The 22,941-nt window shown below is 35.7% G+C and carries 19 protein-coding genes and 1 rRNA gene; 12 read left to right on the plus strand and 8 right to left on the minus strand.

Translation table 11 applies throughout. The features are described 5' to 3' along the window. A 16S ribosomal RNA gene (locus NAT50_RS06450) occupies nucleotides 1-122 on the minus strand; the annotation flags it as partial. An 898-nt stretch (nucleotides 123-1,020) separates the two neighbouring features. On the opposite strand from NAT50_RS06450, the gene thrS reads away from it, so the two are divergent. The 5 genes from thrS (at nucleotide 1,021) to NAT50_RS06475 (ending at nucleotide 6,535) form a co-directional block, all read left to right on the plus strand. Then, nucleotides 1,021-2,967 (plus strand): threonine--tRNA ligase, encoded by a 1,947-nt coding sequence (thrS, locus tag NAT50_RS06455; RefSeq protein WP_250592409.1) that lies wholly within the window; start codon nucleotides 1,021-1,023, stop codon nucleotides 2,965-2,967. Between the two features lie 17 nt (nucleotides 2,968-2,984). Beyond that, nucleotides 2,985-3,539 (plus strand): translation initiation factor IF-3, encoded by a 555-nt coding sequence (infC, locus tag NAT50_RS06460; protein WP_408610660.1) that lies wholly within the window; start codon nucleotides 2,985-2,987, stop codon nucleotides 3,537-3,539. A gap of 66 nt (nucleotides 3,540-3,605) precedes the next feature. Further along, complete coding sequence (gene rpmI / locus NAT50_RS06465; RefSeq protein ID WP_014164268.1) at nucleotides 3,606-3,803, plus strand: 50S ribosomal protein L35; 198 nt, start codon at nucleotides 3,606-3,608, stop codon at nucleotides 3,801-3,803. 110 nt (nucleotides 3,804-3,913) lie between these two features. Continuing rightward, entirely contained in the window at nucleotides 3,914-4,258 is a 345-nt protein-coding gene (rplT, locus tag NAT50_RS06470) for a 50S ribosomal protein L20 (RefSeq protein WP_250592410.1), read from the plus strand. Between the two features lie 144 nt (nucleotides 4,259-4,402). Further along, the gene (locus tag NAT50_RS06475; protein WP_250592411.1) at nucleotides 4,403-6,535 is read left to right on the plus strand and encodes a S9 family peptidase; all 2,133 of its coding nucleotides are present in this window, start codon (nucleotides 4,403-4,405) and stop codon (nucleotides 6,533-6,535) included. 38 nt (nucleotides 6,536-6,573) lie between these two features. On the opposite strand, the gene NAT50_RS06480 is transcribed toward NAT50_RS06475, so the two are convergent. From NAT50_RS06480 to tgt, 7 genes are all read right to left on the minus strand, one after another. Beyond that, on the minus strand, nucleotides 6,574-7,485 hold the full coding sequence (locus NAT50_RS06480) for a glutaminase (protein ID WP_250592412.1): 912 nt from the start codon (nucleotides 7,483-7,485) through the stop codon (nucleotides 6,574-6,576). A gap of 247 nt (nucleotides 7,486-7,732) precedes the next feature. Further along, nucleotides 7,733-8,917 (minus strand): asparagine synthetase B, encoded by a 1,185-nt coding sequence (locus NAT50_RS06485; RefSeq protein ID WP_408610661.1) that lies wholly within the window; start codon nucleotides 8,915-8,917, stop codon nucleotides 7,733-7,735. Between the two features lie 438 nt (nucleotides 8,918-9,355). Next, a complete protein-coding gene (gene dnaB / locus NAT50_RS06490; RefSeq protein ID WP_250592414.1) occupies nucleotides 9,356-10,903 on the minus strand; it encodes a replicative DNA helicase in 1,548 nt (515 codons plus the stop codon). Nucleotides 10,904-11,056: 153 nt separating this feature from the next. Continuing rightward, nucleotides 11,057-12,010, minus strand: coding sequence for an acetyl-CoA carboxylase carboxyltransferase subunit alpha (locus tag NAT50_RS06495; protein ID WP_250592415.1), 954 nt, complete (start codon nucleotides 12,008-12,010; stop codon nucleotides 11,057-11,059). Between the two features lie 119 nt (nucleotides 12,011-12,129). After that, on the minus strand, nucleotides 12,130-13,020 hold the full coding sequence (locus tag NAT50_RS06500; RefSeq protein WP_250592416.1) for a DMT family transporter: 891 nt from the start codon (nucleotides 13,018-13,020) through the stop codon (nucleotides 12,130-12,132). Further along, nucleotides 13,007-14,113 (minus strand): LptF/LptG family permease, encoded by a 1,107-nt coding sequence (locus NAT50_RS06505; RefSeq protein ID WP_250592622.1) that lies wholly within the window; start codon nucleotides 14,111-14,113, stop codon nucleotides 13,007-13,009. The genes NAT50_RS06500 and NAT50_RS06505 overlap by 14 nt, the downstream gene beginning before the upstream one ends. Further along, nucleotides 14,113-15,243: a tRNA guanosine(34) transglycosylase Tgt gene (tgt, locus tag NAT50_RS06510; protein ID WP_250592418.1), complete on the minus strand. Its 1,131-nt coding sequence runs from the start codon at nucleotides 15,241-15,243 to the stop codon at nucleotides 14,113-14,115. Before tgt ends, NAT50_RS06505 begins: the two co-directional genes overlap by 1 nt. Nucleotides 15,244-15,517: 274 nt before the next feature. Between tgt and NAT50_RS06515 the strand changes: the two genes are divergently transcribed. The 7 genes from NAT50_RS06515 to NAT50_RS06545 all read left to right on the plus strand — a co-directional run bounded on the left by NAT50_RS06515 (nucleotide 15,518) and on the right by NAT50_RS06545 (nucleotide 22,606). Then, nucleotides 15,518-16,264 carry an outer membrane lipoprotein-sorting protein gene (locus NAT50_RS06515; protein WP_250592420.1) on the plus strand — a complete coding sequence of 249 codons (747 nt, stop codon included), beginning with the start codon at nucleotides 15,518-15,520 and terminating at the stop codon, nucleotides 16,262-16,264. Beyond that, a complete protein-coding gene (locus NAT50_RS06520; RefSeq protein ID WP_250592421.1) occupies nucleotides 16,261-17,475 on the plus strand; it encodes an ABC transporter permease in 1,215 nt (404 codons plus the stop codon). The genes NAT50_RS06515 and NAT50_RS06520 overlap by 4 nt, the downstream gene beginning before the upstream one ends. Continuing rightward, on the plus strand, nucleotides 17,472-18,689 hold the full coding sequence (locus NAT50_RS06525; RefSeq protein ID WP_250592422.1) for an ABC transporter permease: 1,218 nt from the start codon (nucleotides 17,472-17,474) through the stop codon (nucleotides 18,687-18,689). The genes NAT50_RS06520 and NAT50_RS06525 overlap by 4 nt, the downstream gene beginning before the upstream one ends. Nucleotides 18,690-18,694: 5 nt before the next feature. Beyond that, complete coding sequence (locus NAT50_RS06530; protein WP_250592423.1) at nucleotides 18,695-19,408, plus strand: ABC transporter ATP-binding protein; 714 nt, start codon at nucleotides 18,695-18,697, stop codon at nucleotides 19,406-19,408. 12 nt (nucleotides 19,409-19,420) lie between these two features. Beyond that, nucleotides 19,421-20,590, plus strand: a complete 1,170-nt coding sequence (locus NAT50_RS06535; protein ID WP_250592424.1) for a hypothetical protein — start codon at nucleotides 19,421-19,423, stop codon at nucleotides 20,588-20,590. Nucleotides 20,591-20,720: 130 nt separating this feature from the next. Beyond that, nucleotides 20,721-21,572, plus strand: coding sequence for a transketolase (locus NAT50_RS06540; RefSeq protein ID WP_250592425.1), 852 nt, complete (start codon nucleotides 20,721-20,723; stop codon nucleotides 21,570-21,572). A gap of 80 nt (nucleotides 21,573-21,652) precedes the next feature. Beyond that, on the plus strand, nucleotides 21,653-22,606 hold the full coding sequence (locus NAT50_RS06545; protein WP_250592426.1) for a transketolase family protein: 954 nt from the start codon (nucleotides 21,653-21,655) through the stop codon (nucleotides 22,604-22,606). Nucleotides 22,607-22,941 lie beyond the last annotated feature (335 nt).

Raw genomic sequence — 22,941 nt, forward strand, 5'->3', positions numbered from 1 at the left:
TGCATACGCGTTACGCACCCGTGCGCCGGTCTCAAGTTAGCAAGCTAACTCTACCCCTCGACTTGCATGTGTTAAGCCTGCCGCTAGCGTTCATCCTGAGCCAGGATCAAACTCTTCATCGTATAATTTTAAATATTTTTAGACAAAGACGCTAGGTTTTTCGAATCTCTCGATTCTTCTTACTCTCATTTTTATTTGTTTCAAATATCACTATTTGAAACGGCTGTCAATTCAATATGTCTATGAACGTATTCTTCTTATTTTTTATCGCTAGCCTCTCTCGGTTAGCGGGTGCAAAAGTAGAAAACTTTTTTAAACTTGCAAAACTTTTTGAAACTTTTTTTTGAGAAAATTTTCAGTCCGTTTTCTTTTCAATATTTAATTAAGAACTCCTTTTTCGCTTCACTCAAATCTTATCGTTTTAAGTGTTTTGCAAACTCGCTTTTTAGCTCGTTTGCGGGTGGCAAAGGTAAAACCTTTTTCCTTTACAATCCAAATCTTTTTTAAAGTTTTTTTTAAAACCTTATCTCCGATTCTTTTACATTATTACTATGAACTTGTGCTTGATTGCGGGTGCAAAAGTACCACTTCTTTTTACATTTCCTAACCTTTTTTTACTATTTTTTTAACCTTATTTCTTTCTACACTACTAATCAATTACTTACATAGTAAAGTTTTTTTGAAATACTATTCAATAGGTATTACTCAGGTGTTATTCTTAGCTAGTGTTATACTTATTATATATAGTATACTTTGAAAACGTTCCTATCTATAGCACCCTTCACCCCGCGTGAGGGATTGAAGCGGCATCCTTTTATGGAGCCCGCGAAATAAAAGATACAGCGAAAAGCCCGACCCGGAGGTACGAAGGGACACGCTAGAACACTAAAACATAACCATAACCAATAAATTAACAACCCTCTACACTATATACTATTAAGGAATACCCAAAAGAATATACCTATATATATTGTATGTGTTTTTCGAATCCTCTATATTTGCGGTCTAATATAATGTATAATGATTAAGATTACTTTACCAGATGGTTCGGTTAGAGAGTACGCAAGTGGCGTAACTCCTATGGATGTGGCTAAATCTATTAGTGAAGGTTTAGCAAGAAATGTGATTTCGGCTTCGTTTAATGGTACAACTGTTGAAACGGTGACGGAATTAACAACCGACGGTACGCTTACATTGTATACATGGAACGACCAAGATGGCAAAAAAGCTTTTTGGCATTCTACTTCGCACGTTATGGCGCAAGCCCTAGAAGAGCTATATCCTGGAATTAAGCTAACAATAGGCCCTGCTATTGAAAAAGGATTTTATTATGACGTGGATTTTGGTGATCACAAAATCACCGATGCTGATTTTAAGAAAATTGAAGATCGTGTTTTAGAAATTGCTCGTGAGAAGCATGACTTTAAAATGCGAAGTGTAACCAAAGCAGAAGCTTTAGCACTATATAAAGACAATGAGTTCAAAACAGAATTGATTGAAAATTTGGAGGATGGAACCATTACGTTCTGCGACCATTCGACATTTACCGATCTATGTCGTGGTGGCCATATTCCGAACACAGGAATCATTAAAGCTGTAAAGATTTTATCTGTAGCTGGGGCTTACTGGAGAGGTAATGAAAAAAACAAACAATTGACACGCGTTTATGGTATTTCTTTCCCTAAACAGAAAGACTTAACCGATTACCTTGAATTATTGGAAGAGGCTAAACGTCGTGACCACAGAAAACTTGGAAAAGAGTTAGAGTTATTCCATTTTTCACAAAGAGTAGGACAAGGTTTACCATTGTGGTTACCTAAAGGCGCTGCTTTAAGAGACCGTTTGGAACAATTCCTAAAAAAAGCTCAAAAGAAAGCAGGTTATGAACAAGTAGTTACTCCACATATTGGACAAAAAGAGTTATATGTAACTTCTGGTCACTATGCTAAATACGGTGCTGACAGCTTTCAACCTATCCATACTCCTGCGGAAGGTGAAGAGTTCTTGTTAAAACCAATGAACTGTCCGCATCATTGCGAAATTTTTAATGCTAGACCATGGTCATATAAAGATTTACCTAAACGTTATGCCGAATTTGGTACTGTATATCGTTACGAACAATCAGGAGAATTACACGGTTTGACACGTGTACGTGGTTTTACTCAAGATGATGCCCATATTTTCTGTACACCGGACCAATTGGATGCCGAATTTAAAAATGTAATTGACTTAGTACTTTACGTTTTTGGTTCTTTAGGATTTGAAAACTTTACCGCTCAAGTATCTGTTAGAGATTTAGACAATCCTGAAAAATATATCGGATCTGTTGAGAATTGGGAAAAAGCAGAACAAGCAATTATAAATGCTGCGAAAGACAAAGGGTTGAACTATGTTATAGAATCTGGTGAAGCTGCGTTCTACGGGCCAAAACTTGACTTCATGGTGAAAGACGCTTTGGGAAGAAGTTGGCAGTTGGGAACTATACAGGTAGATTATAACTTACCTGAACGCTTTGATCTGACATACAAAGGCGCTGACAATGAATTGCATAGACCAGTAATGATCCATCGCGCACCTTTTGGTTCTATGGAACGTTTTATAGCCATATTATTGGAACATACTGGTGGAAATTTCCCACTTTGGTTGATGCCAGAGCAAGCTATAATCCTGTCTTTGAGTGAGAAATATGAAAATTATGCGAAAAAAGTTTCAGATTTGCTAGAAAATCACGAAATTCGCGCCCTAATTGATAACCGTAACGAAACAATCGGTAAGAAAATCCGTGAAGCGGAAACAAAGAAAATACCGTTTATGTTGATTGTTGGTGAAGAAGAAGAAAAGAATGGTACTATTTCCGTGAGAAAGCACGGTCAGGAAGGAAAAGGAAATATTACAATTACAATAGATGAGTTTGCTGCTCTTGTAAATGAAGAAATTGGCAAATCATTAAAATCATTTGAAGTTTAACTAAAATTTTTAAAGTTATCGCAATCAGAAACAACAGAGGTTTTCAACCTCGAGTAGAAAAAAAAGATGAACACAGAATCAATCAGTACATTCGTGTTCCAGAGGTACGTCTTGTAGGGGATAATGTAGAACCCGGAGTCGTTAAAACATCGGAAGCTTTACGTTTGGCAGATGAACTAGAATTAGATTTAGTTGAGATTTCTCCAAACGCAGAACCACCCGTTTGTAAAATTATGGACTATAAAAAGTTCTTATACATGCAGAAAAAGCGTGATAAAGAACTTAAGGCAAAATCTACTCAAATTGTAATTAAGGAGATTCGTTTTGGTCCACAGACTGATGAACACGATTACGAGTTTAAAAGAAAGAATGCTGAGAAATTCTTAAAAGAAGGGTCAAAATTAAAAGCTTTTGTATTCTTCAAAGGACGTTCAATCATTTATAAAGAACAAGGACAAATTCTATTATTACGATTGGCACAAGATCTAGAAGAAGTTGGAAAAGTAGAAGCGATGCCGGTTCTTGAAGGAAAAAGAATGATCATGTTCATTTCTCCTAAGAAAAAGAAATAGTTGAGATTGTTAAGCAAACTCACGACAATAAAGTAAGTAAGTTGAATTAAATAAATTTGGGAAATTATGCCTAAAATGAAAACTAAATCTAGTGCTAAGAAACGTTTTAAAGTTACTGGCTCTGGAAAAATTAAAAGAAAACACGCTTTTAAAAGTCACATTTTGACTAAAAAGTCTAAGAAACGTAAATTAGCGTTAACTCACTCTGCATTGGTTCACCAATCTGACGTGAAAAGTGTTAAAGAACAATTAAGAATTATCTAATTAGATATTTTTAAAAAATTCTTTGGTTAAATCAATTAATAACCCTGGGGTGGGCTTTTATAAGAGTCTGAAATAATTCAGAACGCCTTACTTCAAAAAAAAGTAAAATTATGCCAAGATCAGTAAATTCAGTTGCTAAAAGAGCAAGAAGAAAAAAGATAATGAAGCAAGCCAAAGGTTTCTTTGGTCGTAGAAAAAACGTTTGGACAGTTGCTAAGAATGCGGTAGAAAAAGCAATGCTTTATGCTTACCGTGACAGAAAGCAAAAAAAGAGAAACTTCCGTGCTTTATGGATTATGCGTATTAACGCTGGTGCAAGATTAGAAGGAATGTCTTACTCTCAATTCATGGGTAAATTAAAAGCTAATAATATTGAGTTAAACCGTAAAGTTTTAGCTGATTTAGCAATGAACCACCCAGAAGCTTTCAAAGCAATTCTTAATAAAGTAAAATAATAAACGTTTAACAATATATTTGACTTACTTACTTTTAAATCCCATTCTATTGAATGGGATTTTTTGTTCTTAAGGTTTTGTAAAAAAACTAGTTAACAATTTCCTTTTTAATACATTTGTTCAAAATCAAAAAACACCATATCTATGAATAAAAAAATAATCCTCTTGCTGTGCCTTTCTTTAGGACTTGGAGTTTTCGCACAGACCCGAAAACTAACATTGGAAGAAGCTGTTTTGCAACAAAACAGACGATTTAGAGCCGATAAACTCACAGGATTCCAATGGATACCGAACACCAATCAATATGTATATTATACAGATGCTTGGAGTAAAATGCTTACTGCAAAAGCCACTGATACTATCACTAGTGAATACGTAACGCTAAACGATATCAATCAGGCATTGGGGACAAAGCTTAAAAATTTTTTTGGTATTTCATGGATAGATAGTGATACTCTTTTTTTAAACGAAGGAACTGCCTACTACACCTATTCTATAACTTCTAAAACCGGTAAAAAGATTCAAGAAATTCCTGCAGGAGCCGAAAACATTTCTTTTGATCGAGCGAATCAATTGGTTGCTTTTACAGAAAAAAATAATCTATATTTCCTGAACAAAAATCAAGAAAAAATAACCGTAACCAACGAATCAAATCCCGCTATAGTTTCAGGACAATCAATCGCTCGAAATGAATTTGGAATTAGTGGAGGTATTTTTTGGTCGCCAAAATCTAATTATTTGGCTTTTTATCAAAAAGATGAAACCGAGGTATCGGATTATCCTTTACTTGATATCACGCAAACTCCAGGAAAATTAACCACTATAAAGTATCCGATGGCTGGACAAAAGTCAGAAAAGCCGAAAGTGGGTATTTTTAATATTGCTACAGGAAAAACCATCTATATAAGTCCAAAAGGAAATCCTGACGATTATTTGACCAATTTGGCTTGGACACCAGATGAAAAATACATCCTTATCGCTGAATTGAATCGTGGTCAAAACAACATGAATTTGAATCTTTACGATGCGCAATCGGGTGCCTTTGTACATACTATTCTAAATGAGAAAAACTCGAAATGGGTAGAACCTGAACACCCTGCTTTCTTTCCATCTACCAAAACCAATAATTTTATCTGGATTTCAGAAAAAGATGGTTTCAACAATTTATACTTCTATAATTTAGAAGGAAGATTAATAAAGAAACTAACGAACAACAAATTTCCAGTTAGAACAATTTTAGGAACCAACCCTGCTGGAACTGAAATTTATTTTATGGCTACGGGTGAAAATCCTATCAATATGCTGGCGTATAAAGTCGATTTAAAAGGAAAGCAAACCCTTATCACTAAAGACCAAGGAGTGCATTCGGTGAGTGTAAGTTCAGATGGTGCTTGGTTTTTCGATGAATATTCGAATCATACTACTCCTTCAAGATCGTTATTGTACGATAAAAAATTAAAAAGCAAATTACTTTTGGAAAGTGAAAACAAGTACAAAGATTATTTAATGGGTACCGCGGATATCACAACCATTAAATCGATTGATGGTCAAACCGATTTATATACCCGTTTAATCAAACCGAGTAATTTTGATCCGAACAAAAAATATCCTGTTTTAGTATATGTTTATGGTGGTCCTCATGCGCAGTTAATCACCAATTCTTATTTGGATGGTGCCAACTTGTGGATGTATTATATGGCTGAACAAGGCTATTTGGTATTTACCTTGGATAACAGAGGTTCCGACAATCGTGGTTTTGCGTTTGAAAGTGCCATTCATGGTCGCCTAGGAGTACATGAAATTGAAGATCAAATGTTGGGTATCGAATATTTAAAAACACTTCCTTATGTAGATTCTAATCGATTAGCTGTACACGGTTGGAGTTTTGGAGGATTTATGACTACTTCTTTAATGCTACACAAACCTGATACTTTCAAAGTAGGTGTTGCCGGAGGTCCTGTAACAGACTGGAAATGGTACGAAGTTATGTACGGAGAGCGCTACATGGATACTCCTCAAGAAAACCCTAAAGGATACGAGGAAGCCTCTTTGTTAAATTTCGCACAAGATCTTAAAGGTAAATTGTTATTAATACATGGTACAAGCGATGATGTCGTTCTTGAACAACATAATCTTTCATTAGTTAAAAAGTTTATAGAATCTCAAAAGCAAGTAGATTATTTTCCTTATCCAATGCACAAACATAATGTACAAGGAAAAGACCGAGTACATTTAATTCAGAAAATATTGGATTACGTAATTGAAAACAATAAATAGACAAAAAGAGCCATGTAAAAGTGGCTCTTTTCTTTTATCTAAAAAATAGACATTTCAGTTATAGTGGTAAAACGTTCTAAAGCAAACATTCCCAATTCTGAATTTCCTTTCTCATTCAATCGAGGTGACCAAGAAGCAATGACAAAATTCTTGGGATATAATGCTACGATTCCTCCACCAATACCACTTTTTCCGGGTAATCCAACCTTATAAGTAAACTCACCAGACTCATCATAAAATCCGCAAGTTTGCATGATTGCATTAAGTCTTTTAACCTGACTTTTGTTAAGGACTTGTTTTCCTGATTTTGTTTTACCTTCATTGGCAAAAAAATAAAAGGAATGAGCCAATTCTTTACATGTCATTTCGAGAGAACATTGATGAAAATAAAAATCGAGTACTTCATCCACGTCATTTTTTATATTGCCAAAAGACTTTAAAAAATTAGCTAAGGCTATATTTCTAAAACCCGTTTGTCTTTCTGATTTTGCTACTTCAAGATTAAAATCAATGGTTTCATGACTAGAAATTTCCCTAATGAATGTCAGAAAATCTTGCTTTGGATTTTTTAACTCCGAAACTAAAATATCGGCAATTACCAAAGCTCCTGCATTAATAAAAGGATTTCTGGGAATCCCTTTTTCGTACTCTAATTGTACCAAGGAATTGAATGGATTCCCTGAGGGTTCTACCCCTACTCTTTCCCATATTGCTTCACCTAATTTCGAAAAGGCTAATGCGACTGTCAAAGCTTTAGAAATCGATTGAATAGAAAATTTTTCATCAGCATTTCCTACAGCATAATTTTCACCATTAAGCGTCACCAAATGTAGTCCAAATTTATCAGGATTAATAAGAGCTAATTCAGGCATAGAAGTAGCAACCTGACCTGTTTTAGGTTGTTGCAATGCTTCGTTATAAATATCTTCGAGTATTTTTAAAAATTCCATAGTTTAAATTTGTCAAAAATATTAAAAATAAAAAAGTTCCAAACTTTAAAATAAGTTTGGAACTTTATCTCACTCGCAATAATATTACGCAAACAATATAATACCTATTAAGAAACATACTGTTAGCACAAATAACACATCTTTATAAGTGATCTTAAATTCAGAATCTTTATTCATATTATTTCAGAAATTACTTTACAAATAAAACCTCTGAAGTTCAATTTTATTGTATTAGGTAGATAGAAAATTACGTTTTTTGATGTTTTTTCTTTGCAGCTGGAAATAAAATGTTGTTTAATATTAGGCGATACCCTGGCGAATTAGGATGCAACTCTAACGTAGTTGGCTCATCTCCTACTCTGTGTTGAAAATCTTCAGGATCGTGACCACCGTAAAAAGTAAAAAATCCCTTTCCTTTCTGCGAATGAATATAACGCGCTTCCTCATTGATTTGACATTCTCCCATAACCAAAACATTGGACTTGATTAGGCTTCTATCGAAAGCGGTAGTCTGCCCCATAAATCCTTTGATCAATTGTGTATGATTTTGACACAACATTGATGGAATAACATCCCATTTTGCGGAAAATTCCATTAAAGTGAAATAATCTTTTTCAAACGGAATATTCCTTTTTTCGGTCATATCTATATTTGAAAATTCATATCGTTCTGGTCTTCTTTCTAAGATAAAATCCTTGAAAGCGAAGGTTCTATTAAAATCTATTTTATTTTGATAATTAGGCTCACTTGGATCCCCATCGAACATAGTTTCACAAATATCGACTCCTTCCGCAGACAACGCGATATCAAAACTATCAGTAGCGGAACACATAGCAAACATAAATCCGCCGCCAATTACAAAATCTCTTATTTTTTTGGCTACCGCCAATTTCTCTTCGGATACTTTTGCAAAACCTAATCGTTGAGCCAATTGTTCTGAATCTTTTTTCTGTTCAATATACCAAGGCATATTCTTGTAATTGGCATAAAATTTTCCATATTGCCCCGTAAAATCTTCATGATGCAAATGTAACCAGTCATATAAAAGCAATTGGTCATTGATTACTTCTTCATCATAAACTTCTTTATAAGGTATTTCGGCGTACGTTAAAACCAAAGTTACGGCATCATCCCAAGGTTGTTTTCCTTTTGGGGTATATACTGCAATTTTAGGAGCTTTTTCTAAAGCTACGACTTCCATATTTTGTGAAGGAGAAGCGATTTCGGCAAGAATCTGATTCGTTTCTGAATCGGTTAAAATTTCAAAACTAACCCCTCTGATTTGACATTCTTTTCGGATCTCAGTAGCATCTGGTAAAAGAAAAGAGCCACCTCTGTAATTTAATAGCCAACTGGCTTTATATTGTTTTTCTATCGCCCAATAGGTAATACCATAAGCTTTGAGATGATTTTTCTGTGAAGACTCATCCATAGGCAACAGAATAGTGGAAGCTACGCTCTTAAAACTTCCAATAAACAGTAGCAATATTAGTACTTTGATTTTCAAATTCTAAAAATTTATTTTTTGATTTCCAATGCTTAAAAAAGACTTTTTATACCATTATTTACTTAGTGACGTAGTCCTTTTTTCCTTGCTCAAGTTAGTGATAATTTTAAAAAAAATTATGTTAAAAGAATAAAAGATCAAACAGAATTAGTACCCTCGAAACCATCTTATTTTTAAATTAGTCGCTTAGTAAACATTAGATTAATCAATTTTACTAAACATAAAACCTAATTCTTCTGATTCAAAATGGTTTTCATATAGAAAAATCGGGAATCAATTAAAAATAAAAAGCTATAAGATGACTACTAATGCTAACAAAAAAGCTGTTCTCTTAAGGAACAGCTTTTTTGTTAGGTTTATATTTTAAAAAGGAACATCACTATCATCATCGAAACTATTCATATTACTTCCAAATGCTTCATTTGGAGATGGAAGATTTGATGTGGTAAATGGGTTAGAATCGTCGAGATTCATCTTAGAAGGCAAATCATCGAATACGGTTCCGAATTCATCTAAATTATCAAATTTACCCAAGTGACCTAAGAACTTCAAACGAACGTTTTCCAAACTACCATTACGGTGTTTTGCAATAATAAATTCCCCTTGACCTTGAGTTGGTGAACGTTCATCATCATCCCACTCGTCTATTTTATAATATTCCGGACGATAAATAAACGATACAATATCGGCATCTTGCTCGATAGCTCCCGATTCACGAAGGTCGGAAAGCAATGGTCGCTTACTGGATCCACGGGTTTCAACAGCACGAGATAACTGCGATAAGGCAATCACCGGAACATCTAATTCTTTAGCTAATGCCTTTAGATTTCGGGAAATTGTTGAAATTTCTTGCTCACGATTACCTCCTCCTTTAGAATTTCCTCCGGCTGTCATCAATTGAAGGTAATCGATAATAATAATTTTTATATCATATTGCGATTTTAAACGGCGGGCTTTCGCACGTAAATCAAATATGGACAACGAAGGGGTGTCATCTATATACAACGGCGCTTTTTCTAAATCGCGAACTTTGACAGACAATTGTTCCCATTCGTGTTTCTCTAACTTTCCTGTTCTCAATTTTTCAGAAGACAAACCCGTTTCAGAAGAAATTAAACGCGTAATTAACTGAACCGATGCCATCTCCAAGGAAAAGATTGCTACCGCATTGTTAAATTGAATCGCCATATTACGGGCCATAGACAATACGAAAGCGGTTTTACCCATACCGGGACGAGCTGCAATAATAATTAAATCGGAAGGTTGCCAACCTGAAGTAATTTTATCTAATGCATGAAAACCAGTCGCAACCCCACTCAAACCTTCTTTACCGGCTATTTGCTCAATACGTTTTTTGGCTTGAATCACTAAACTTTGAGCCGTTTCAGAACTACGCTTGATATTTCCTTGCGTTACTTCATATAATTTAGATTCGGCTTTATCTAATAAATCAAAAACATCGGTTGATTCATCATAGGATTCTTCGATAATTTCTGAAGAGATTTTAATCAAACTTCGCTGTATGAATTTTTGTAGAATAATTCGGGAATGGAACTCGATATGAGCCGAAGAAGATATTTTTTGTGTTAATTGAATCAGATAAAAATCACCTCCAGCCAAATCTAGCTTGCCCATTTTTTTTAACTGAGCAGAAACCGTCAATAAATCTATGGGTTGAGAATCATTAAACAATGTTACGATAGCTTCAAAAATATATTTGTGGGCATCTTTGTAAAAAGCATCAGGTTGTAAGATATCTATGACCTCATCGACCCCTTTTTTATCAATCATCATTGCGCCAAGCACTGCCTCCTCTAAATCAACGGCTTGAGGGGGTAATTTTCCTTTTTCGAGGTTAATGATGGTCGTTTTTTCTACTTTTACAGGGTTAATGTTTCTGAGATTTTCCATAGTGCTAAAGTAAGTCTAATTCAACGATAATGGAAGAAAAAACAATCTTAAATCTGTGAATTACTTTTGTTGAAAACTTATTTTTTTTGTTGATAACATAAAAAAAATCCGAAACCATAGGGCTTCGGATCTTCTATCTTAAATATAAGAATTTTACTCATTAAATTGCCCCATCTTACTGTATTTGTCCATTCTCTGAGCAACCAAATCAGTTGTTGATAAGTCTTTTAATTCATTAAATCCTTTCAAAACATATTCTTTAACGGTTTTGAAACCCGTTTCTTTATCTCTATGAATACCTCCTAGCGGTTCTGGAACAATCTCGTCAATCAGATTATGTTCTTTCATATCTTTAGCAGTTAATTTCAACGCTTCAGCGGCTTGCTCTTTGTATTCCCAACTTCTCCATAAAATTGATGAACAAGATTCAGGTGATATTACAGAATACCAAGTATTTTCTAACATATATACTTTATCTCCCACACCAATTCCTAAAGCACCACCCGAAGCACCTTCACCAATAATCACTGTAATAATAGGAACTTTCAAACGAATCATTTCCAATATATTACGTGCAATCGCCTCTCCTTGACCTCTTTCTTCTGCTTCTAAACCTGGGTAAGCTCCCGGAGTATCGACTAGAGTTAGTACAGGAATATTGAATTTTTCGGCCATTTTCATCAAACGCAATGCTTTTCTGTAACCTTCTGGGTTTGCCATACCAAAATTACGCAATTGACGCATTTTTGTGTTAATCCCTTTTTGTTGCCCGATAATCATGAACGATTGACCGCCAATACGACCTAAACCACCCACCATTGCTTTATCATCTCTCACACCACGGTCTCCAAATAATTCTAAAAAAGTATTATCAGTTAAACTCGCAATATGCTCTAAAGTATAAGGTCTGTTCGGGTGTCTTGACATTTGTACTCTTTGCCAAGCCGTCAGGTTTGCATATATATTTTTTTTAGTTTCTTCTAATTTCTTTTCGATCTGCTCACAAGTTGCGCTAACATCTACATCGGACTCCTGACCAATCACTTGACATTTGTCTAATTGATCTTCGAGTTCTTTTATTGGTAATTCAAAATCTAAATATTCCATAAGATTTTTATTTTTTGTGTCTTAAATTGAAGTAACAAAGATAAAATTTCTTGTTGAGTTTAAAAGTATATTTTTGGATATTATTGCAAAAGGAAATTATCCCTCTAATATTCAATAATTTATATTTCCTTTTCTTTCTTCCTATTTTTAAAAAATCCATTCAAAATTACGGTAGAAAGAATGATTAGGGCTCCTATATAAAATTGGCTGTTCATTTGTTCTTTTTCTCCAAAAACAATTAATGCTAATATGATTCCATAAATAGGTTCTAAATTAATGGTTAACATCACCGTATAAGGGCTTAAATATTTCATCACACCTACTGAAGCGATAAAAGCATAAGCTGTACAAAAGGAACTCAAGACAAACAACCAAATCACGTCATTCCACGAGAGTTTGAAAAATTCTGCATTAAAATTTCCTCCGATAGCCAGAAACACCGAAAAAAACAAAACCCCTCCTAAAAGCTCATAAAATGAAATAACGGTAGGCTCGTACGCCTGAACGAATTTACCATTGATTATAGAAAAAGAAGCCGATAAAAAAGCCGAGGTTAAGGCTAGAATAATTCCTTCTACGTAACGTGCCTCTACATCGAAAATCAGATACAACCCGGCTATGACTATAAGTCCAAACAGAACTTCGTATCCTATGACTTTTCGCTTAAAGAAAATAGGCTCTAAAATTGATGCAAAAAAAGCTCCAGTAGACAAACAAGCAAGTGTCACCGAAACATTAGACACCTTGATGGCCCTAAAAAAAGTATACCAATGCAAGGCAATGACAAGTCCTGCAAAAAGTAAACTCAGTATTGTTCTAGGCGGAAGTTTGGTGGGTATTTTTCTAAAAAAGATAAAAATCAAAATAAAAAACGAAGCAAAAAGCATTCGATACCAAACCAACGGTAAAGCTTCAAGGGATATTAAGGCTCCCAAAACTGCCGTAAAACCCCATATAAAAACAATAAAATGGAGATGTAAATAACTGTTTAAGACTTTATCTTTTGGCATTTTTCAATAAATAATAAGCTAAAATTCCGAAAACTATGTTGGGGATCCAAACGGCAATGAAGGGCGAAAATGTAGATTTTTCCGCTAAGGTTCCAAAGATTTTATCCAGGAAAACATAGGCAAAAGCAATCGCAATACCTATAGCTAAATTGATTCCCATTCCTCCTCTACGTTTCATTGAAGAAACCGAAACGGCTATGATGGTCAAAATGAAAGCAGAAATTGGAATACTGTATTTTTTGTATTTCACTACCAAATACCTATTGATATTGGAAGAACCTCGTTGCTTTTCTTTTTCGATGAACTTATTCAGTTCGGTCATGTTAAGCGTTTCTGCTATGTAAACAACCGGAGTCAAATCATCCATTTCAAAATTAAACTTCATCGTTTTAACATTCTCTGTTTCTATCCGATCGTCTAATTCTCCTATACTTCGTTTGGTATAATTCATTAAAGTATAATCCTTTGTTTTTGGATTATATACAATAGAATTGGCGGTTATTTTATAGAGTAATTTTTCTTTGTCAAATTTCTCATAAACAAAATTGTATCCCGTTTTAATCTCCTGACTAAAATTACTTGCGTAGATAAATTCAGTATCACTAATCTGACGGTATACATCGCTGGTTTGCCTCATTTCTTGTCGCCCTCCACCTTTCAGATACATGTACCTGAAATTATTAAACCCATCACTGGCTTTAGGAACAAGAAAGAAGCCCATAAGCAATGCAAACAAAGATACTAAGGTGGCTCCAACCATATAAGGTCGTAAAAAACGACCAAAGGAAATTCCCGAACTTAAAATTGCAACAATTTCGGTATTATTGGCCAACTTGGATGTGAACCATATAATGGACAAAAAGAGGAAAATCGGGAACAGCAGATTGGCAAAATAGATAATGAAATCCAAATAATACGCTGCAACCTTAAGAAAAGGTACTTTATTCTCTAAAATCTTATTAATCTTTTCAGACACGTCGACGGTGATTCCAATAGGAATAAACAACAACAACATGGTTGAAAAAGTCATCAGATACCTTTTTAAAATGTATCTATCGATGATGGTCAATTTAGAAAATAACTGCTTTAACATTATAAACGTTGGTCCATTTGTTTTACCATTTTTTCTTTCCATTCGCGGAAATCTCCAGCTAAGATATGTTTTCTAGCTTCACGAACCAGCCACATATAAAATCCTAAATTGTGAATGGTGGCAATTTGTTTACCCAAATATTCATCGGCAGCAAACAAATGTCTCAAATAAGCTTTTGTATATTCCGTATCTACGAAAGTATGGCCCATTTCATCAATTGGAGAGAAATCATCGGCCCATTTTTTATTTTTGATGTTGATGGTTCCGTTTGCCGTGAATAACATTCCGTTTCTCGCGTTACGGGTTGGCATTACACAATCAAACATATCAATCCCTAACGCGATATTTTCTAAAATATTGATTGGCGTTCCTACCCCCATCAAATATCTTGGTTTATCTTCCGGAAGAATAGCAGTCACTACTTCGGTCATCGCGTACATTTCTTCTGCGGGTTCTCCAACAGACAAACCTCCAATGGCATTTCCTTGTGCACCCACATTGGCTATGTATTCTGCCGATTGTGCGCGTAAATCTTTATAGGTACTTCCTTGAACTATAGGAAATAGAGTTTGCTCGTAACCATATTTTGCCGGCACTTTTTCTAAATGACTCACACAACGATCCAACCAACGGTGCGTCATGTGCATTGAACGTTTAGCATAACGATAATCACAAGGATACGGCGTACATTCATCGAAAGCCATAATAATATCCGCTCCAATGGAACGTTGGATTTCCATTACACTTTCCGGTGAAAAGAAATGATACGATCCGTCGATATGCGATTTGAATTTCACCCCTTCTTCTTTAATTTTTCTATTCGAAGAAAGAGAATACACCTGATACCCTCCAGAATCGGTTAAAATATTGCGATCCCAATTCATAAATTGATGCAAACCACCTGCTTTCTCAAGAATTTCAGTTTGCGGACGAAGATATAAATGGTACGTATTTCCTAAAATAATATCCGGATTAATATCGTTTTTCAATTCTCTCTGGTGCACTCCTTTTACAGAAGCAACAGTTCCTACCGGCATAAAAATAGGAGTTTCAATAACACCGTGATCGGTTGTCACTACTCCTGCTCTGGCTTTAGTTTGTGGATCTTTAAGTAATAAATCGAACTTCATATAAACATTTTACAATCGGCAAAGATAACTCATTTCAAATTTATGATTTAGGAATTCTCGCTTAATTTAACATTTAAGTTTTTACCGTTATTTTTTCGTTGTATACCTTAAAATTAGTTTCTTATACTCCCCTAACGACTTGTACTCGCATCACCAAACACAATGGACTGACAATCAATTTCAAGAAAAACAATTAACAAGATTTATTTTATTTCGCTAACTTTGATAATACAGACCAAACAAACCGATTCCTTTCAAATCGGAAACCTAAAACATGAAAAAAAAACTGACCTTAATCCTCTTCCAACTTTTTTTCACCTTCTTCACATTTGCACAAGAAGCCAAAGACATAGTAAAAAAAGCAGATGACAAAGCCCGTGGAACAACCTCCATCGCTTCTATTTCCATTCAAACGATACGACCAAAATGGTCTCGAGAAATGACCGTAAAAGCTTGGACCAAAGGAAACGATTTAACCATGATTTTGGTTCAAAGCCCTGCAAAAGAAAAGGGCGTGGTTTTTCTGAAAAAGAAAAAAGAAGTGTGGAACTGGATTCCTTCTATCGAAAGAAATATCAAAATGCCGCCTTCGATGATGAGCCAAAGTTGGATGGGAACCGATTTTACCAACGACGATTTGGTGAAAGAAGCCTCAATTATAGAAGATTACAACCATTCTTTTTTGGAAGATGTTACCCTTGAAGGTAGAAGTTGCTATAAAATTCAATTGATTCCGAAACCAAAATCAGCCGTAGTTTGGGGAAAAATCATCTTATCGATTGACAAAAAAGACTTTATGATGTTGCATGCCGAATATTTTGATGAAGACGGAAAACTCATCAACACCATGCACTGCAGCGATATAAAAATGTTGGGAGGTCGCTTATTGCCTGCCCGAATGGAAATGGTTCCGGCCAACAAAAAAGGAAATAAAACCATAATGATATACAAATCGTTAGTTTTTGACACCCCACTTGAAGACCATTTCTTCAGTACACAAAACATGATTAAAGTAAAATGATTACCAAATTAATCTGGAGAAACCTTTGGCGCAACAGCCGACGAACGCTAATTACCATGGCTTCCATAGCTTTTGCTGTGCTTTTTGCCATCTTAATGCAATCGTTACAAGAAGGGGTTTTCAACAACCTGATTAAAAATGTGGTGAATTATTATTCTGGTTATATTCAAGTACATCAAAAAGGATATTGGGACGAACAAATTCTCGATAACAGTTTTTCAGGAGATGTCACACTACTTGCCCAACTTCAAAAAAACAATGCCGTTACAGAAGTAGTTCCTCGATTGGAAACCTTTGTCTTGGCTTCCAACAAAAACATAACCAAAGGGTGTATGCTTGTGGGTACCGATACCGAAAAAGAAAACAAGCTTACCCAACTGAAAAACAAACTCATCAAAGGGGCTTACTTTGAAAACGATGAAGATGCCGTACTTCTTTCCAAAGGTTTGGCCAAACGACTGCAACTTGAGGTTAACGATACGCTTGTGCTTTATGGTCAAGGCTATCAAGATGTAATGGCTGCAGGAAAATATCCTATTAAGGGAATTTTGCATTTAGCTTCTCCAGAAATGAATGATAGTTTTGTGTACTTACCTTTAAAAGCCTGCCAATATTTTTTAAGTGCCGACGACCGCTACACTACAATCTCTTTAGGAATAACCAATCCGGATGCTTTAGAACCTTTGAAAAAAGAGCTCAGCCAGAGCATTGGTAAGGAGTATGAAGTGATGACTTGGCAGGAATTGATGCCGGATATTGCCAATCATATCAAAGCAGATGGCTTTTCGTTTTACATTTTTTCAGGCATTTTATACCTCATCATCGGATTTGGGCTTTTTGGAACCGTGATGATGATGACCGTCGAACGAAAATTTGAATTCGGAATGCTACTAGCTATTGGTATGAAAAAATCACAATTGAAGCGCATTTTATTGAGCGAAACCATTTTGATTGCGTTTTGTGGCGTGTTATTAGGAATGGCATTGAGTTTTCCAATGGTTTACTATCTTCAAGAAAATCCGTTGCGATTGGCTGGCGATTTGGCCAAAAGCTACGAACAATTTGGTTTTGAAGCGATTTTCCCTACCGAAATTAACGCTACGATTTTCATGACGCAATCGTTGATTGTTTTAGTGATGACCATTGCTATTGGATTATATCCGCTTTGGTTTGTAAATGGTATGAACCCTGTAAAAGCAATGAAAAAATGAGAATGCTCATCAAAATAGCCGGTCGAAACCTGTGGCGAAACAAAAAAAGAAGCGTCATCATCATCAGCGCGGTAAGCATTGGTTTGTGGGCGGGTACCTTCTTAACGGCTTTCTACAACGGAATGATTGAACAACGCATCAATACGGCCATTGGTAAAGAAGTATCGCACCTTCAGTTGCATCATCCTAAGTTTAGGAGCGATTACGATATCCAATATTACTTACCCGATAGTCAAAAAATGCTGCAAACCATTGAAAGTGATAGTTTGGTAAAAATAGCGGCAGGACGCGTAATGCTGAAAGGAATGATTGCTTCAGCAGCCGGAAGTAGCGGTATTACGATTAATGGTGTACAAGCCGAAAAAGAAAATAGCTTAACCAAACTGCAAAGTAAAATAATTAAAGGAAGCTATTTCGATGCTGAAAAAAGTAATGAAATCATCATCAGTGAAAAGATTCGCAAAAAATTAAAGTTAGAAATCAATAAAAAAGCCATCCTAACTTTTCAGGACAAAGAAGGAAATTTGGCAGCAGAAGCTTTTCGAATTATAGCTATTTATAAAACCATTAATGCGCCTTACGATGAAAGTAATGTGTTTGTAAAAAATACCGCGGTGGATTCGTTAGCCGGTATTCCGAATGGTTTTAATGAAATTGCTGTTTTACTAAAATCGAATGCCACATTAGACGAAAGTTTGGCACAACTCCAACAAAAATTCCCGAATACCGAAATCAAAAGTTGGAAGGAAATCACGCCGGAATTAGGCTTAACCGTTTCCGTAGCCGATCAAATGACGCTTATTTTTATGGGAATTATTCTAGCGGCATTGGCCTTTGGAATCGTAAATACTATGATGATGGCCGTACTCGAAAGAACCCGAGAAATTGGTATGTTATTAGCACTAGGCATGAATAAATTCAAAATCTTTATTATGATTCTTTTGGAAACTTTTTTCCTTATTCTTGCCGGATGTCCTATTGGGATAATTTTAGCGTTGCTTACCGTTGCCATTACCAATAAAACCGGACTCGATTTGAGTTCGTATACCGAAACCTATTCTAGCTTTGGATACGATTCTGTGATTTATCCCTCGCTTACTTGGAATCAATTACAAACGGTGTTATTGTTGGTTATCCTTACCGCTTTTATATCCGCCTTATTTCCTGCGAAAAGAGCTTTACAACTGAATCCTGCAGAATCCCTTAAAAAATAATTCCGATGAAAGAAACCGTTATCGATGCCCATAATTTATCAAAAATATACGATGAGAAAACCATTCCGGTTTATGCTTTGAACAAGGTGCATTTGCATATTTCCCGTGGGGAATTTACTGCTATTAAAGGACCTTCGGGTTCTGGAAAAACAACGTTATTGAACATGATTGGTGGATTAGACGAACCTTCGGAAGGTTTTGTAGAAATCAACGGCACCAACATCACCGAACTCAAAGGCAACGAACTGATCGATTTCCGCTTAAACAACATCGGATTTGTATTTCAGTCTTACAATCTGATTCCTGTCCTTACCGCAAAAGAAAACATCGAATTCATCATGTTGCTTCAAAAACGTCCGAAAGAAGAAACAGACCAACGCGTTTTAGAATTGTTGAAACAAATTGGACTAGAAGATAAAATCGATAAACGTCCACAAGAACTTTCAGGAGGACAACAACAACGCGTGGCCGTAGCCAGAGCTTTGGCACCGAAACCGCAATTTATTTTAGCCGATGAACCTACCGCCAATCTCGATTCCGTATCAGCGGAAAATTTATTGGACATCATGCTGAAACTGAATCAGGAAGAAAACATGACCTTTATTTTTTCTACGCACGATCAAAGAGTCATCAACCGCGCGCGAAGAGTCATCACGATGGAAGACGGAAAAATTGTGGAAGACACTGCCGAAACAGTAATCATACACAAACCAAAGTAAAAATAATCAAGAGTGAACCGTTATCCTTATATCATAACCCTTCTTTGTTTTTTCGTTCCGATGCATCTCATTGGACAGAAAAACGATTCTATTCCATCAAAAGTAGAGGTAAAAGGGTATGTCAAAGGAATGCAAAACACGGTATTTATTCAAAAAATCGATTCGAATGCCTCTGTGAACCTTATCCACAATCGCCTCAATTTCAAATATACTTTTAACTCCAAATGGACGAGCCGATTGGAAATCAGAAATCGTATTTTTTATGGCGAGCAAATCAGATTAACTCCTGATTTCGGTAAAAGCATCAACCAATACAACGGACTTTTCAATCTCTCTTATTTATGGGTGAATGAAAAATCGTTTGTAGCGCATTCGGTTATCGATCGCTTTTTAGTGAATTACTCCGATGAACAATGGACGATTACTTTGGGAAGGCAACGCATCAATTGGGGTATCAATAACATTTGGAATCCCAATGATATTTTCAACGCTTATAATTTTTTAGACTTCGATTACGAAGAGCGACCCGGCGTTGATGCGGTTCGCATCCAGCGCAACTTTAAGGACGATTCAACGTTGGAAATGGCTTACAAACCTGGAAAACACAACAATGAACATACCGCTGCTCTGTTGTATAAATTGAACCGTTGGAACTACGATTTTCAGTTATTGGGCGGACTTTACACTACAGACTATGTCATCGGTGGCGGTTGGGCCGGAAACATTAAAAAAGCTGGATTTAAAGGCGAAATGAGTTATTTTATTCCTAGAACAAACACATTGGGAAGTGCTGAAAATTTTAGTTTTTCCTTAATGGCCGATCAAACCTTTAAAAACGATTGGTACCTTTCAGTTTCGTGTTTGTATAACAGCAATTCAACTGATTTTTCATTACAAACGGCAAGTTTATATAATACACAATTGTCGGCTAAAAACCTTTTTCCGTTTCGTTATACTTTTCATGCCACTGCTATGAAAACGATCTCTCCGATTATCTCCTTCAATTTTTCTTTTGTGTATTCACCTGAAAAAAACACCTTGATTTTAATTCCTACCTATCTTTGGAATGTAGCCAACAATTTTGATTTAGATATTATGGCACAGTCGTTTTTTGCAACAGAAAATAATAACTACAACAATTTAGCCACCCAAATTTACCTTCGAGGTCGCTGGAGTTTTTAACAGAAACGCTCTCAGACGTAGACGGGATTTACCCCCATTACGTTGAAACTTTTTGGTGTCAATATGTATTTCTGCACAGAAAATCCAATTATCTGATTATCTTTGCGTCAATATAACTTTTAGATATAAAATGAAGCCTAACACTCAACAATTAAGCAATTTAACGATTCAGGTAAGAAGAGATATTCTTCGTATGGTTCACGCCGTAAGTTCAGGCCACCCGGGTGGTTCTTTGGGCTGTACTGAATTTTTGGTGGTTTTGTACCAAAATATAATGGAAAGAAAACCGGGATTTGATATGGATGGCATTGGAGAAGATATTTTCTTCTTATCCAACGGACACATCTCACCTGTTTTTTATAGTGTTTTAGCTAGAAGCGGATACTTTCCTGTATCAGAATTAGCTACTTTCCGAAAACTGAATACCCGTTTACAAGGTCACCCAACCACGCATGAAGGATTGCCTGGAGTTCGTATGGCATCTGGCTCTTTAGGACAAGGTTTGTCGGTTGCTATTGGAGCGGCACAAGCAAAAAAATTAAACCATGACAACCATTTAGTATTTGCCCTTTTAGGTGATGGTGAATTGCAGGAAGGACAAAATTGGGAAGCCATTATGTATGCGTCTGCTAAAAAAGTTGACAATTTAATTGCTACAATCGACTTAAACGGAAAACAAATTGATGGAACTACTGATGAAGTGTTAGCCATGGGAAGCGTAAAGGCCAAATTTGAAGCTTTCGATTGGGAAGTTGTAGAAATTAAAGAAGGAAACAACATTGAAGCAATCATTGCCGGCATGAACGAGGCCAAATCTAAAACTGGAAAAGGCAAACCGGTTTGTGTGTTATTACATACTGAGATGGGACATGGTGTAGATTTTATGATGTACACCCACGCATGGCACGGAAAAGCACCAAATGACGATCAATTGGCTGCGGCATTGGCTCAAAATTACTCTGAAGACGAAGTAGACTATTAGAATAAAAATTGACCTGTAAAATTCCTGACCATCAGAATTTTAACTCTTTCAATTTTTAACTCTTTCAATTACAATTCAAAATGAAAAAATATACAAACACAGGAAGTAAAGATACTCGTTCGGGTTTTGGAGCGGGAATGACCGAATTGGGTCAAAAGAACGAAAATGTTGTGGCTTTATGTGCCGACTTAATCGGATCTCTAAAATTTGATGATTTTAAGAAAAACCATCCAGAGCGTTTTTTCCAGATCGGAATTGCAGAAGCCAACATGATTGGAATTGCAGCTGGTTTAACTATAGGAGGTAAAATTCCTTTTACAGGAACTTTCGCTAACTTTTCGACCGGACGCGTGTACGACCAGATTCGTCAATCGGTGGCGTATTCGGATAAAAATGTAAAAATCTGTGCTTCTCATGCCGGTTTAACTCTTGGAGAAGACGGTGCAACACACCAAATTCTAGAAGATATTGGTTTAATGAAAATGTTACCGGGAATGACCGTAATCAATACTTGCGATTACAACCAAACCAAAGCCGCTACCATTGCGTTAGCTAATCATCATGGTCCGGCATACTTACGTTTTGGGCGTCCGGTGGTGCCTAACTTCACTCCTGCTGACGAACCTTTTGTAATCGGAAAAGCCATTTTATTAAACGAAGGAACAGACGTTACGATTATTGCGACCGGGCATTTAGTTTGGGAAGCGTTGGTTGCAGCAGAAGCGTTAGAGGCAAAAGGAATTTCTGCAGAAGTAATTAACATTCACACCATTAAACCGTTAGACGAAGAAGCGATTTTAAAATCGGTAAAGAAAACCGGTTGTGTGGTGACTGCGGAAGAGCATAACATTATTGGTGGTTTAGGCGAAAGCATTTCCAGAACGTTAATACAAAACTATTTAGTACCACAGGAATTTGTAGCGGTGAATGACAGCTTTGGAGAAAGCGGAACGCCAGAACAATTAATGGAAAAATACGGTTTAACGAGCAACGCTATCATTGAAAAAGTTGAAAAAGTAATAAAAAGAAAGTAATTTTTTTAAATAATATTTTATAAAACCTGATGTCACTTCAAGAGCATCAGGTTTTTTTATTTATTCATTTGAAATTTAAATTACTTAAATTCTTCTTTAAGTTTTCATCACATTTAAATAATATCTTAACTCTTTAATGGTGCTTTATTTAATGATTCGAATTTACTTGCACACACAACTTAGGAATTCCAAAACAGTCAATCTTAACCATTTTTATAGTTGCCGATTCTTCGATTATGGCTATTAAACTAACGACTACATTCTTAGAAAAATATAATGGAAACAAAAAATTAATACTTAACCGGATTATGAATACTAAAATAATTTATACAAAA

The sequence above is a fragment of the Flavobacterium luminosum genome (genome assembly GCF_023635005.1).
GTDB lineage: Bacteria > Bacteroidota > Bacteroidia > Flavobacteriales > Flavobacteriaceae > Flavobacterium > Flavobacterium luminosum.

What these genes read in the sequence shown, in the direction of transcription:
- thrS (WP_250592409.1), top strand. Translation starts at nt 1,021, where the DNA reads ATGATTAAGATTACTTTACCAGATGGTTCGGTTAGAGAGTACGCAAGT.
- rpmI (WP_014164268.1), top strand. Translation starts at nt 3,606, where the DNA reads ATGCCTAAAATGAAAACTAAATCTAGTGCTAAGAAACGTTTTAAAGTT.
- rplT (WP_250592410.1), top strand. Translation starts at nt 3,914, where the DNA reads ATGCCAAGATCAGTAAATTCAGTTGCTAAAAGAGCAAGAAGAAAAAAG.
- NAT50_RS06475 (WP_250592411.1), top strand. Translation starts at nt 4,403, where the DNA reads ATGAATAAAAAAATAATCCTCTTGCTGTGCCTTTCTTTAGGACTTGGA.
- NAT50_RS06480 (WP_250592412.1), bottom strand. Translation starts at nt 7,485, where the DNA reads ATGGAATTTTTAAAAATACTCGAAGATATTTATAACGAAGCATTGCAA.
- NAT50_RS06485 (WP_408610661.1), bottom strand. Translation starts at nt 8,917, where the DNA reads ATGGATGAGTCTTCACAGAAAAATCATCTCAAAGCTTATGGTATTACC.
- dnaB (WP_250592414.1), bottom strand. Translation starts at nt 10,903, where the DNA reads ATGGAAAATCTCAGAAACATTAACCCTGTAAAAGTAGAAAAAACGACC.
- NAT50_RS06495 (WP_250592415.1), bottom strand. Translation starts at nt 12,010, where the DNA reads ATGGAATATTTAGATTTTGAATTACCAATAAAAGAACTCGAAGATCAA.
- NAT50_RS06500 (WP_250592416.1), bottom strand. Translation starts at nt 13,020, where the DNA reads ATGCCAAAAGATAAAGTCTTAAACAGTTATTTACATCTCCATTTTATT.
- NAT50_RS06505 (WP_250592622.1), bottom strand. Translation starts at nt 14,113, where the DNA reads ATGTTAAAGCAGTTATTTTCTAAATTGACCATCATCGATAGATACATT.
- tgt (WP_250592418.1), bottom strand. Translation starts at nt 15,243, where the DNA reads ATGAAGTTCGATTTATTACTTAAAGATCCACAAACTAAAGCCAGAGCA.
- NAT50_RS06515 (WP_250592420.1), top strand. Translation starts at nt 15,518, where the DNA reads ATGAAAAAAAAACTGACCTTAATCCTCTTCCAACTTTTTTTCACCTTC.
- NAT50_RS06520 (WP_250592421.1), top strand. Translation starts at nt 16,261, where the DNA reads ATGATTACCAAATTAATCTGGAGAAACCTTTGGCGCAACAGCCGACGA.
- NAT50_RS06525 (WP_250592422.1), top strand. Translation starts at nt 17,472, where the DNA reads ATGAGAATGCTCATCAAAATAGCCGGTCGAAACCTGTGGCGAAACAAA.
- NAT50_RS06530 (WP_250592423.1), top strand. Translation starts at nt 18,695, where the DNA reads ATGAAAGAAACCGTTATCGATGCCCATAATTTATCAAAAATATACGAT.
- NAT50_RS06540 (WP_250592425.1), top strand. Translation starts at nt 20,721, where the DNA reads ATGAAGCCTAACACTCAACAATTAAGCAATTTAACGATTCAGGTAAGA.
- NAT50_RS06545 (WP_250592426.1), top strand. Translation starts at nt 21,653, where the DNA reads ATGAAAAAATATACAAACACAGGAAGTAAAGATACTCGTTCGGGTTTT.